Genomic DNA, 12,120 nt, shown 5'->3' on the forward strand with positions numbered 1-12,120 from the left:
AGGGACATTATGAACAAGATTGCGATCGCGGTACATGGTGGTGCAAGCGAAGACAGTAGCTTTTTACGTGAGAATCAACGAGACGTTGAGCAGGGCTTGGCCCTAGCGGTGGAACAAGCTTATGCCGTTTTGGAAAAACGAGGGAGTTCACTAGACGCGGTGGTCGCTGCGGTGCAAGTGCTTGAAGATAATCCATTATTTAATGCGGGTTGTGGTTCTGCTTTGAACTGTCGAGGTGAGGTAGAAATGGATGCCTCCATTATGGAGGGGCGTTTGCTGCAGGCTGGAGCGGTATCAATGGTCGAGTGCGTTAAAAATCCAATCAGCCTTGCTCGCTTGGTGATGGAAAAAACCTCCCATGTATTTCTTTCTGGCTATGGTGCATTAGAGTTGGCAACGGATTATCAGCTTCCTTTGGAGCCTAAATCTTATTTTATCAAACCTCATCAATATGAAGCTTTTCAACGCGCGTTTTTAAGCGAAACCAAGGAAGAGCAACGTAATAAAAAAATGACCGGCACCGTCGGTGCAGTTGCTTTAGATGTGCACGGAAATATTGCTGCAGGCACTTCAACTGGGGGAGTAAGTAATAGCCTTCCCGGACGAATTGGTGATAGCTGCATTATTGGTGCGGGCTGTTATGCTAATAATGAAACCTGTGCAGTTTCAGGTACAGGAGTAGGGGAATATTTAATTCGAGGCGTTGTTGCGCATACTATATCGATGATGATGGAATTTAATATGCCCTTACAACAAGCGTGCGATCATGTGCTCCATGAACGTAATCAGCGATTAAAAGGAGAAATGGGAGTAATTGCTTTAAATCGTCATGGTGATTTTGGTTTTTCTTTTAATTCTGAAATTATGAAAAGAGCGTGGAAAAGTACTACGGAAGCATTACAAGTAAAAATTGATAAATAAGTCGCATAGAACGCTCACCCAATCACAAGGAGAATCGCTATGGGATATATTATTGCATGGTTACTTGGTATTCCGGTTGGCGTTGGTGCCTTTTCCAGTTGTATTGGTGCTTGTTATGGTATGCGTAGTAAAGAATCTCACGTAGTTAAATAGTTAAGGCTGCGCTAAATATAATCGGGGTTTTTCCAGGAAAACCTTGGTTACATTGCGCGGTGAAAGAGCGAACCCGTCAAATAATAGACATCTAGTGCATGCGCGCTTATACTCTGCCCAAAAAATGAAAATGCAATTATAGCTAGGGTTTTACATGCTTGATCATTTGCAGCTCGCAATTCTTAGTAAACAAGTCTATTACAAAAATGAGATAAAATTAGGCGATTGGCAACGCATTTTCTGGAACAGTGCCGATGGGCTAGGTGTTGCTGTTTATCAGAATAATAAAAATGAAATGGTTATTGCCTTTCGAGGCCCGGATGCGAGTACGCTAAGTGATCTTATTGCCAATATTAAAACCATTGTTCCTATGCTTTGGGGAAATAAACCCAACACCCTGGCCTCAGCCAAACAGCTGGTAGAAGAAACCCGTAATCAACGTGGGGTATTCATACGATTGTGTGAGTTTATTCGCACCCAAGCGCATAATCAATTGTATTTAACGGGCTATTCTTTAGGTGGGGTTTTAGCAGGGCTTGTTGGTTATGAATTACTTAAAGAGAAAGGGAAAAACTATGTGGTTGTGACCTTTGAAAACCCTGGTTATGCTCAATATATTGAACAAGAGGATAGAGCGCGTTACGCTCAGGACTTTCAGGCACGATATTTTACCTACCTCACTAATCCAAATTTAATTAATACCTTTAATAATCATATAGGCACTATTTATCGGGTTAAACTCAAAGCGTATAACAATGATTTAGTTTCACAAGGAAATTATTATATTCGTCGAGGCATGGAATGTGTCATTGATGATTTCTTGCGTTTTATGTTGCTCGCCTGTGCTTTAAATGCCTTAGGTATCGTATTTTATGGCCAAGAGATTATTCCACTTAGTTTTTTTTATGTGCTTAATCAATTGATGGAAAATACCGGTAAATTCTTACCTATTTCTGAATTTGATACTCATAATTTTCTCGCGCTATTTATTAGCGTGTTGGGAGCTGTGAGTTATCGTGCTGGAATGCAGCTTATCGATAAAATGGTCATGAGTATTTTAAAAAAACATCCCTTGGATGGAATTATTTTAGAGTTATCTAAGATGCAAGGAAAAAATAATATTTATACTATCGAGCAATGGCCTCGGAGTGGACAATATATGAGGCATCAGGCTCAGCATCTTTTAACGTGGCTAAATCCGCAAGGGCATTCTAGTGTGGTAAATCTCCCTAATTTAGATCGAGTAGAGGAAGAAAATATTCTAGCTATGCCAGGCTATAAGCAAAAATAATGTAGGTGGTGCCCATGGTCCAACATTGAGTTCTGGCTCAATGCCTTGTTGGCACCACATGTTATTTAGCATTCGCCAGTTTTTCATGGGCTGTTTTCGAGTATTTTTTCAAGAGCTTAAAAAATTCTTTAGCCTCTAGGGGCTCACTGAAATAAAATCCTTGCATGATGTGGCAACCGTTTTCTTTTAAAAACGTGACTTGCTCCATGGTTTCCACACCCTCGGCCAGGCATTTAATTTCCATGCTGTTGGCTAAGGCGATGGTGTTGCACACAATGTTCCGGCTGTCGACACTGACATCAATATCCTGAATAAAAGACTTATCAATTTTAATCTGGTCTACTTTGAACAGTTTGAGATTGCTAAATTCAGAATACCCCGTGCCAAAGTCATCAATAGCTAAGGAAATACCCATCTCTCTGAATTTATTAATTATGGGGATGGCTTCATTCTTAAAGGCTTCCGATTCGGTTAATTCTAATTCCAGGTATTTTGGATCTAAGTCTTGGGTGGCTAGTATTTCTGCAATGCATTCGACAAGATTCTGCTGAGCTAATTGTCTTGCAGATAAGTTCACTGACATTTTGAAGTTTTTAAAACCGCTCTTTTGCCATTTTTTTAATTGCAGACAGGCAGAACGCAATACCCACTCGCCAATGGGAAGGATCATATTATTCATTTCCGCAATGGGGATAAACTCTACCGGCGATACTTTGCCTAATATCGGGTTTTTCCAACGCAGCAAGGCTTCAGCACCGCAGATTGTACCCGTCTCCAGGTCAATAAAAGGCTGATAATTTAAGGTTAATTCATTTTTCTCAATTGCACGATAGAGTTGATTTTCTATGTTGAGCTGTCGAGTGGCGTCTGCATTAATCATCGTACTGTATATACGCACACTATTTCCCCCGCTTTGGGCGGCTAATACGCGAGCCGCTTCGGCATTGGTGATCAATGTATCTGCATCACGACCATTGAGGGGAAAGATACTGACTCCAATACTAGCGGTTAATTTCAACTCTTGTTTGGCGACATACACTGGATCTTTGATTACCGCAAAAAAATCTTGCACGCTAGTGCTTATATCCAGTTCATCGGAAATCGCATCAATTAAGATGACAAAGACATCTTGACGTAGTAAGGAAATGAAATATTGATTATTTTTACCAAATAGTAGCGCAAATCGTTGGGCAATGCGGTGAATAATTGTTGCTGCAGCTTGATGGCCAATACTGTCATTAATTTTTACCATTCCATTAAGGGAAAAGCAGGCGATTGCAAAGCTATAATGATTGTTCATGGCATTTTCAGTCGCGTGATGTATTTGCTCATAGAGTAAGCGTTCATTTGGCAGTTCCGTTAATAAATCATGGGTTGCCTGGTAGGTGACTAATCTTAATGAAGTTTCTAATTCTTCAGTTCGTTCTTTTACTCGCTGCTCCAGAATGGCATTCATGCTCGTTAATTTTGCCATCAGTAATTCATTTTCATAACCCAGACGAACGACTTGACGGATGATTTTATTGCCAATAAAGCAGGCAATGGTCATGAATAGCCCGAGCACCAAAAACGCGGCAGTAATGGGCATATTGATATGATGATTGCTCTCCATGCCTGGATACAGAAAAATTGCTGCATAAAAATGATAAAGAATGGTGGGGGCGAGTAAGCAGACGATACTTGATAGCCCCATGGTCAAATCCATCGCTGTTGAGAATGAAAAGCAAATTAAGACGGCAGATAAGAAGATAATCGTAGTAAGTTGTTGTTGTGGGCCATCCATAAATAAGATGCCTATACTACCCCAGATCAAACAGATTGCTATGAGGGGTCCTGTGGAAGAACTGACAAAAAGTGGGATTTCAAGATTTAGCCCAACAATCCGTGCAATTTTATTGCAAATAATTAAAAATGAACGCGTTACTTAAGTAACTTTCCAAAAATGCTGCTTTAAATGTTTTTCCAGTTCCTCAACCATTGTTGCAATATTAATATCACCATTACTTTTTTTAAAACTGTACTTTCCGGTAAAGGCAATATGCGCCCAAGCAATAGGTGATATTCTAATAAATTCATCAATAATGTTTTGGCTAACTCCTTCTTTAAGCATTTTTTCATAAATAGTATTCAAAATAATACCGTTGTAGGCAATGATACAGTTTGCAACAAGTCTTACTGCATGTGCACTGACTCGATTATTAACAATTTTCTTTCCCTTAAAGACCCCACGATAAACTTTCCTAATGAGACCTTGCAATTGGTGATAAGCCTCTGTTCGATTTCTTGCTGCACGTATGGCCTTCCTAAGCGCCATGTTATCTATTAAATTTAATACATGCGTAGTTTTTAATATTTTATTGTACTCAAAAAGTGCTTTTTTTAATCTTCCATACCGAGCAGAAGAGTTTATTTTTTTAACGATGATGCTCTGAGTATTTTCCTGCAAAAGTAAGGAGAGTAAAACCCGTAATATCCCTCTTTCCTCAGATTTAATCAGACCTTTATTAATAACCCCACTAGGACGAATAATTCCAGTGTAGTGATCAACTGATTTAACTGAAAACAAATCATTTGTCGCTTCTTTAACATTTTTTATACTTGGAACATATTCAATATCTATTGAATCCAGTATAACAAAATTGAGTTGATTTAAAGAGTGGTTGTCTCCAGTCACCATGTCAATATCAATGTCTGTCTTATTGCCAAAGATTACATCATAGAGACAGTGTCCTTCATACTCGTTAGGTCCAATATTCTTGGCATTCACAGCAACAAAATTTGCAATTAATGTATACACAGAAAGCCCAGGTTCCTTACCAAGAAATTTTTTTGAATATCTTGACTGAATTGTACTTTCACTAGTTGGAAGCTTTTGCCCGTCTGCATCAGCTAATAATTGTAAATCCATTAAATTCCATTGTTTAAAAATAGGCAATGAATGGAGTAAATTGCTTGCTATATCATTCGCAGGGCATAAAGTATCCACACGAATGAAATCTTCATGAGTTGATCGCAAAAGATTATGGCTAAGATCTGACATATCAGCCATTTTTTCCTCACCAATACCAAAGGCATCGGACAGTACGCACGCATTAACAACCAAAGGAACAGGCTTTCTTTTTTTATGATAACGGGTTTTCATGTGGGTAAATGCACGCCACATATCAACGTGATTACCAATATGCATAGTAATATCAGGGATTTCTACTTGTGTGAGGGTCTTAAAAAAAGCATCATCTAGCTTATCCAGGCTATCGTAGCCTAGACTCCACTCTTGCTCACCAGATTTAGTTTCTTTTATCAGAAATCCAGGATTTTCGCCAAGACTAATGCGTTTTGTTGCCCTATCCCACGTGTTATCTAGGACGTTAAGCACTTCATCTAAGTGCTCACTGCAATAGATTGGAATATTTGGATAACCAAATTCATGGGCTATTTTTTCTACATCATCCACTAACGCATCATCAATTAAATCATGGTCTATGTCACAATAAGAGACACTTTCATTGCAACAGAGCAGTCCTTTATCTAAACGACGATACATTTTTTGATAGACAAAAAATTCAAATAAATGGGGATCTACATGCTCATCAGTTGGATTTGCTTTCAAGTAAGGAATCATTGTTTTAGAGATGGCGTCCTCCAAATCCTTTGGCAGCTTAAATGATGATGGACTTTTATCAGCACCATAGTGTTTTTTGAGTAAATCGATAAGCCTCATAATATCGCTGTCTTTTTTATAAAATACGAGCGGTACTGCTAACATAATAGGCCGGAGATACAATGCAATTTGCCTTGATGATTCCAGAAAAAATGCCCATTTGGCTGCTTTTTTATCAAATACACTGCCTTCCAAAAATTGTGCAAGAGCAGGGAACTGTTCCACTGGTAAAATATTATAAGCTTGGTGGTTTAGCTCATCATGGGTTAAATTATGCTTACGATTTGGAAACCATTTTAGAAATCGAGCCAATTTTGGTAAGTCAACAACCAAACCTGAACTATGCTCAGCCATTGCCTTTTCAGCATATATTTTACCCTCATTCATTATACCTCTGGTGTGATATATAAAGCTGGTAATTAAGTGATCCATAATTTGTTGATAACGATGATATACAAAACACAAAGCTTGAAGCCATTGTTGTGGCTTACTTAAACGTCTGAGCCTAGAAGCCGCGTACTGTTCCGCTAAATCAGCATAATAGCGAATAGAGTTCTTGGATATTTTGAGTCTTGGGAGGAAGCTTTTTGCAAAATCATATAATTCGGCAAGTCTCAAGGCCTTATCTACCTCAGCCTTGATAGCCTTATATTTAAAATTCTTCTGATCCAACCGGATTACATTCAATGGAGTTATCCCATCCTCTTTATTGATTAAAACCGACAGTTGTTCTTTTTTTGATTCTGGAATAACTGAAATAAGTGCATCAAGTCGAGCATCTTCTATTGAATATGCATTGGTAAACATATCCTGTATGGTGCGATACGAAGGTAAAACAATCTGTTGATTACTAAAGTAGTTTAATAATTGTCGTAGAGCATCATGTCCTTTTGGGTACAGCTTGATCAGCTCACTTAAATGAAGCTGAATTTTGGGCTCATACGGTGGCTGCCAATCTTTAAAGCCAAACAACAAGAGAATATCAGTTTTTTGTTTTTGATAAGTTTTAAAATCGATTTGACCTGTAAGTCCTAGTAGGTGTTCCCCGAAATATTTTCCTAAAATAAATTGTGAGTCATTATCTTGGCCTAAATTAAATTTATAAAACTGTTGCTTGGCCTTAAAATACCCAAGCAATCGAATAAAATAAATCTGTGCCTTCGTAGTGCGATATTTTTTGACGATGAGCATTTCCTCATCCGTTATTGAAAAATACAACTCTCGTTCAGCTTTATTAAATTCAGGGATAGCATAAATGGCTTCAATTTCTTGATCAGATAACAGGTTTATTCGATTAGGGCTATACATTAATTACTTGGATACCTATTATTGAAAACGTTCGTTTTTGAGTAGATTAAACTACGTTAGGGTAGATCCCCGTTTTTATTGGATTCTGTTATTCTCAATAACCATTCTTGATATTGCTTTCTTACTGCATTATACTTGATATGAGTTTTGAGAAAAGAGGACAACGAGTAAATGCCAACAATTAGTGCATTTTATGGAATACTGATTCAAATGTTTTGGGGTGATCATGCGCCACCTCACTTTCATGCCTTATATGCAGAATATGAAGTGCTCATTGATATACATACACTTGAAGTAATTAGGGGCTCTATGCCTCGTCGAGCATTGGCTTTAGTATTGGAATGGGCATTTGCACACCGCGCAGAGTTACTTGAGGATTGGACATTATGCGAACAAAATCAGTCACCAAAGAAAATATCGCCCCTGGAATAGTATGCACTGCTCCTTGGCGTTTAACAAAAGTAAAACCACTACAAAATTATGAAATTGAAGTCGAATTCAATGATGGCACACATGGTTTTGTTGAAATGATTACATTAATAATGAGTGAGCGAGCGGGCATTTTTGCTGCACTTAAAGATAGAGACGTCTTTAATCAAGCCCATCTTGAATATGGGGTATTAACTTGGCCTGGAGAAATTGACTTAGCACCAGATGCGATGCACGATGCAATCAAACAAAAGGGTCGCTGGGTTTTATCATAGAGGATTTGTTATGTTGGTTGGTTATGCGCGTGTTTCAACAATTGATCAAAATCTGGAACTTCAACTTTCTGCATTGAAGGAAGTGGGCTGTGAGAAGCTATATCAAGATCACATATCAGGAACCAAAGCAAATCGCCCAGGTCTCGATCTAGCTCTTGAAGTATTGAGAAAAAATGACACTTTGGTTGTTTGGAAATTAGATCGATTAGGACGAACTGTTAAAGGATTGATTGACTTAGTTAATCATTTGCATCAGAAAGAAATCCACTTTAAAAGCATTACCGATAATGTCGATACGTCCACACCAGCAGGCCGTTTCTTTTTTCATGTTATGGCAAGCCTTGCACAAATGGAACGTGAATTAATGGCCGAACGAACTAAAGCGGGCTTAGCTGCTGCGAAAGCAAAAGGTAGAGTTGGTGGTCGTAAACGAAAAATGACTCAAAGCAAAATTGAGTCGGCTAAACAATTACTGTCTTCTGGCTCGTTACCTCGGGATGTTGCACAAAATCTTGGGATATCTATACCAACTTTGTATCGATGGATACCTGCTTCTAACCAGGGATAGGAAACAAAGCTCCGTATAGTTACTATAATAATAGAATAATTCTTACAAAACAAAACCAGAGAAAGACCATGCCTGAACCTATTGCCTATATATATAGACAAGCTCGCGACTCCAAGGGGAAGATTAATGCTGATGCTTTGGGTAGTCTGATACCTAAAGACACGGTGGAAGAAACAATGGAAGGTGATCGCATTCTTTATATTCATCAGCCACCCTCTACTGAAACTCAACCAGGAGTTTTAATACTCATGGATGGCGAACAAGAAATGCGGCCAGGGGATTCTGTTAAATCTACCCCTGCAATTTTAGATGAGTTGTGTAAAAAGAAACAAATATCTCCACAAGTCACTGTATATATTCCTGCACCGGAGGATAGGATAGGTGAGTACGCTTGTAATAAAGAATTCGCTGATTTTTTAAGTAATAAACTTGTCCCTCTGCTTCAAGAACCTCCATTTGGATGTAGTAAACGCCGAGAACAAACAACAATAGGTGGCACCAGCTTTGGTGGGCTTGCAGCAACACATGCTGCACTTACAAATCCTGAAACATTTGGTAATGTTCTTTCTCAATCAGGTGCTTTCTGGTGGAATAAAGATTGGAAAGGATTTGATAAATTTGAGGAGTGGGGAAAGGCAGCCAAAACATCAATACTTGAAACAACTAAACAAGCAACGGCGATGGCGTGGTTGAGTAAAATACCTCATAAAGATGGCTTGCCAATAAAATTTTATCTAAGTGGTGGTGAAATTGAGGAAGGTAAAACTCCTAGTTTAAATGGTGAATCATTCCCTGGAGCAATTACATTAAACAAGGGGTTGAGTTTACAGTTAGCCGAACGTGGACATATTGTAAAAACAGAAATTAAAAGAGGAGACCATAATTACGACTCTTGGCAAGCTGATAAACCAACGGCGTTGCGAACGTTGCTCCCTAAACCAACACCACAGTTAATATCCGAGAAAGAAAAAACAAACCAATATAGAGATCATGTTAGAGAAATGAGGCGACCTGAGCCAGGATATATGGCACCTACAGAGTCATCTAAGGCAAAAGAAAGAGAAAAATTTAGTCCTTTGCACACAACACCAAAACCATGGAAATAATACATATCAATGGCTATTATTTTTATTTCCTAGCGCTTTAATTAAAACCGAATTAATTGTTGGGGTTTTCCTGAAATCCCACTTTTTGTCAGTTCTTCCACAGGACCCCTATGAGCAAATAGAGGAATCCTTTGCGGCACTTACGGATTTCAGCAGAGGTGATATGGCTGTATTCAAAACGAAGACCCCACATGACATTGAGTAAATTTGCCGCGACTAGAATAATGTACCAATAGATACTTAATCGTGATTCAGTGGAATGATACAGTGCCAGAACATAAAGGAAGGCTCCTATTATATTTGCAAATGCACCAAGTTTAACCATGCTATGAAAAGAGAGTGACGTTTCAAACTCTATTTTTTTATCAATTTCTCGTTGTTCACTTAATGTTAACTGCGGTGTTTTAGTAAAATTATGTTTATTAAGGGGCTTAGACATTTGTGATCCTTGCCTCATACGAAAAAAATCCATGAGCGCTGTTGGTTTAATCAACATAATTAATTTATGCGTATTAAATCGCTTTTTTTAAGTATAGCGTAATCGGCAAAAAAGAAAGGGATTTTGAAAATACGTTATTTTGAGGGTGGTTATGATTTAATTATCTGCGTATGAAAGAGAGCTTATTCACGTGAGCGTTCGCGTGAATAAACTATACCCCTTGCAATATCAATGCAGCCGCAACTGCCCCCGCGGCAGGGATAGTCAATAACCAGGAAAAGAAAATCCGGCGTATCACGTTCCAATGAGCTCCCTTGAATCCGTGGGTTAGGCCTACGCCGGTTATGGCCCCGGTTACGGTATGGGTCGTGGATACAGGCACCCCAAAATGAGTGGCGATGAATAAGGAAATTGCGGCCCCACATTCTGCAGAACAGCCTCTCATGGCATTTAGACGGGTAATTTTAGTACCCATGGTATGGACAATGCGCCATCCTCCACACAATGTGCCCAGGCTAATTACTGCCTGACATGAAATGACTACCCACAAGGGAACATAAAAAGGGCCTTCAAGCCAAGCGTTTGAAAATAATAGTATGGCTATAATGCCCATGGTTTTTTGAGCATCGTTACTGCCATGAGTCAAACTGAGTAAGGCTGAGGTACACAGTTGGAATCCACTAAACAGTCGTTTCATACCTTTTGTGCGTTGGTGTGGGAAAAATTTTTTCAAACTGTAAGTAATCAGCAGCCCCACTATTAAACCTAGCATTGGGGAAATAAATATACCCGCAATGACCTTAGTAAAGCCGAGTATTTTTAATGAAGTAAAACCGCTTTTGGCAATAGCCGCTCCTGCCAGGCCACCGATAAGGGCATGGGAGGAACTTGAGGGAAGGCCATAATACCAGGTGACTAAATTCCAAAATATAGCTCCAAGTAAGGCTGCTAAAATTACATGTGAATCAACAATTTGAGGATCAATCAACTCTTGACCAATGGTTTTTGCCACCGTTAAATTAAATACTAAGAAGGCAATAAAGTTAAAAAATGCAGCCCACAGAACCGCTTGCCGAGGGCTCAGCACTTTGGTTGTCACAATAGTTGCTATTGAGTTTGCCGCATCGTGGAAGCCATTGATAAAGTCAAAGCAAAATGCAGCAAAAATTACGACGAGCGTAAGAGCGGTGGTATGATCCATATACAATAATGCTCCTTCTGTATTGATGTTGTTATATATGGTAGCTGCTGTGCGTCATCAACTTAGATACCAAGCTCATCATCTGTTTAATCGGTATGGGAAGCTCAATGCCGCCTGATTCTATAGCTGTCTTTGCGTGTTGCTCTTCATCTACTTGCATTTGTTTTAGTATGGCTTGTGATTTTTTATCGTGTACCGGTAATTTTTGCAAATGATTTTTTAAATGTGCCGTTACTTGGCGTTCGGTTTCTGCAACAAAGCCCAGACTGACTTTGTCTCCGGCAAATCCTGCGAGGGCACCGAGCAAAATGGAACCGCTGTACCATATTGGATTAAGTAGGCTGGGTTTTGAGCCTAATTCATAGAGACGCTCTTCACACCATGCGAGGTGATCTACTTCTTCAGCGGCAGCATCACTCATTTGTTGCTTTATATGTGTCAATTGAGCGGTTAAAGCTTGCCCTTGATAAAGGGCTTGGGCACATACCTCTCCAGCATGATTAACCCGCATTAAACCCGCGACATGTTTTTTTTCGCGCAAACTTAATGGCGTGTCTTCAATTTCCGCTGCTGGAGAATATCGAGTACTGACCCGTTTGTTAGGAGGTAATATTGTGCGTAGCGCGGTGTCTACTTCAGATATTAGGGCATCAATAAAGCTTATAGTGCGCATAACCGTCTTAGCTAGGAGAAGATTATCATATATTAGCTGAATGATGGCCTTTTTTAAACTACTCTAAATGATGGTGTATTGCGAATGCGGGTAGT

General features: G+C 39.2%; 11 protein-coding genes. 6 read left to right on the plus strand and 5 right to left on the minus strand.

Annotated features, from left to right (window positions below):
• Positions 1 to 9 precede the first annotated feature (9 nt).
• On the plus strand, positions 10 to 921 hold the full coding sequence (locus J2N86_RS00190; RefSeq protein WP_252580133.1) for an isoaspartyl peptidase/L-asparaginase family protein: 912 nt from the start codon (positions 10 to 12) through the stop codon (positions 919 to 921).
• A 307-nt stretch (positions 922 to 1,228) separates the two neighbouring features.
• Positions 1,229 to 2,365 carry an alpha/beta hydrolase family protein gene (locus J2N86_RS00195; RefSeq protein ID WP_252580134.1) on the plus strand — a complete coding sequence of 379 codons (1,137 nt, stop codon included), beginning with the start codon at positions 1,229 to 1,231 and terminating at the stop codon, positions 2,363 to 2,365.
• A 61-nt stretch (positions 2,366 to 2,426) separates the two neighbouring features.
• Here the strand turns inward: J2N86_RS00195 and J2N86_RS00200 are convergent, their stop codons facing one another.
• Both J2N86_RS00200 and J2N86_RS00205 read right to left on the minus strand, forming a co-directional pair.
• A complete protein-coding gene (locus J2N86_RS00200; protein ID WP_252580136.1) occupies positions 2,427 to 4,148 on the minus strand; it encodes a putative bifunctional diguanylate cyclase/phosphodiesterase in 1,722 nt (573 codons plus the stop codon).
• 141 nt (positions 4,149 to 4,289) lie between these two features.
• Positions 4,290 to 7,334, minus strand: coding sequence for a Tn3 family transposase (locus J2N86_RS00205; RefSeq protein WP_252578683.1), 3,045 nt, complete (start codon positions 7,332 to 7,334; stop codon positions 4,290 to 4,292).
• A gap of 171 nt (positions 7,335 to 7,505) precedes the next feature.
• On the opposite strand from J2N86_RS00205, the gene J2N86_RS00210 reads away from it, so the two are divergent.
• The 4 genes from J2N86_RS00210 (at position 7,506) to J2N86_RS00225 (ending at position 9,712) form a co-directional block, all read left to right on the plus strand.
• The gene (locus tag J2N86_RS00210; protein ID WP_252578685.1) at positions 7,506 to 7,766 is read left to right on the plus strand and encodes a DUF4160 domain-containing protein; all 261 of its coding nucleotides are present in this window, start codon (positions 7,506 to 7,508) and stop codon (positions 7,764 to 7,766) included.
• A complete protein-coding gene (locus J2N86_RS00215; protein ID WP_252578686.1) occupies positions 7,721 to 8,038 on the plus strand; it encodes a DUF2442 domain-containing protein in 318 nt (105 codons plus the stop codon). Before J2N86_RS00210 ends, J2N86_RS00215 begins: the two co-directional genes overlap by 46 nt.
• A 10-nt stretch (positions 8,039 to 8,048) precedes the next feature.
• Positions 8,049 to 8,606, plus strand: coding sequence for a recombinase family protein (locus J2N86_RS00220; RefSeq protein WP_252578687.1), 558 nt, complete (start codon positions 8,049 to 8,051; stop codon positions 8,604 to 8,606).
• 68 nt (positions 8,607 to 8,674) lie between these two features.
• Complete coding sequence (locus tag J2N86_RS00225) at positions 8,675 to 9,712, plus strand: alpha/beta hydrolase (RefSeq protein WP_252578688.1); 1,038 nt, start codon at positions 8,675 to 8,677, stop codon at positions 9,710 to 9,712.
• Between the two features lie 88 nt (positions 9,713 to 9,800).
• Here J2N86_RS00225 and J2N86_RS00230 read toward each other — a convergent pair whose 3' ends face one another.
• The 3 genes from J2N86_RS00230 to coq7 form a co-directional block, all read right to left on the minus strand.
• Complete coding sequence (locus J2N86_RS00230) at positions 9,801 to 10,151, minus strand: hypothetical protein (protein WP_252580137.1); 351 nt, start codon at positions 10,149 to 10,151, stop codon at positions 9,801 to 9,803.
• 211 nt (positions 10,152 to 10,362) lie between these two features.
• Positions 10,363 to 11,352, minus strand: a complete 990-nt coding sequence (locus tag J2N86_RS00235; RefSeq protein WP_252580139.1) for an inorganic phosphate transporter — start codon at positions 11,350 to 11,352, stop codon at positions 10,363 to 10,365.
• Between the two features lie 31 nt (positions 11,353 to 11,383).
• Positions 11,384 to 12,025, minus strand: a complete 642-nt coding sequence (gene coq7, locus J2N86_RS00240) for a 2-polyprenyl-3-methyl-6-methoxy-1,4-benzoquinone monooxygenase (protein WP_252580141.1) — start codon at positions 12,023 to 12,025, stop codon at positions 11,384 to 11,386.
• Between the last annotated feature and the right edge of the window lie 95 nt (positions 12,026 to 12,120).

The sequence above is a fragment of the Legionella lytica genome, from assembly GCF_023921225.1.
GTDB classification, from domain to species: domain Bacteria; phylum Pseudomonadota; class Gammaproteobacteria; order Legionellales; family Legionellaceae; genus Legionella; species Legionella lytica.

Bases quoted from the DNA above. Each gene is read 5' to 3' on its own strand.
- J2N86_RS00215 (WP_252578686.1), top strand. From the start codon at position 7,721: ATGCGAACAAAATCAGTCACCAAAGAAAATATCGCCCCTGGAATAGTA.
- J2N86_RS00230 (WP_252580137.1), bottom strand. From the start codon at position 10,151: ATGTCTAAGCCCCTTAATAAACATAATTTTACTAAAACACCGCAGTTA.
- J2N86_RS00205 (WP_252578683.1), bottom strand. From the start codon at position 7,334: ATGTATAGCCCTAATCGAATAAACCTGTTATCTGATCAAGAAATTGAA.
- J2N86_RS00235 (WP_252580139.1), bottom strand. From the start codon at position 11,352: ATGGATCATACCACCGCTCTTACGCTCGTCGTAATTTTTGCTGCATTT.
- J2N86_RS00200 (WP_252580136.1), bottom strand. From the start codon at position 4,148: ATGGATGGCCCACAACAACAACTTACTACGATTATCTTCTTATCTGCC.
- J2N86_RS00225 (WP_252578688.1), top strand. From the start codon at position 8,675: ATGCCTGAACCTATTGCCTATATATATAGACAAGCTCGCGACTCCAAG.
- J2N86_RS00190 (WP_252580133.1), top strand. From the start codon at position 10: ATGAACAAGATTGCGATCGCGGTACATGGTGGTGCAAGCGAAGACAGT.
- coq7 (WP_252580141.1), bottom strand. From the start codon at position 12,025: ATGCGCACTATAAGCTTTATTGATGCCCTAATATCTGAAGTAGACACC.
- J2N86_RS00210 (WP_252578685.1), top strand. From the start codon at position 7,506: ATGCCAACAATTAGTGCATTTTATGGAATACTGATTCAAATGTTTTGG.
- J2N86_RS00220 (WP_252578687.1), top strand. From the start codon at position 8,049: ATGTTGGTTGGTTATGCGCGTGTTTCAACAATTGATCAAAATCTGGAA.
- J2N86_RS00195 (WP_252580134.1), top strand. From the start codon at position 1,229: ATGCTTGATCATTTGCAGCTCGCAATTCTTAGTAAACAAGTCTATTAC.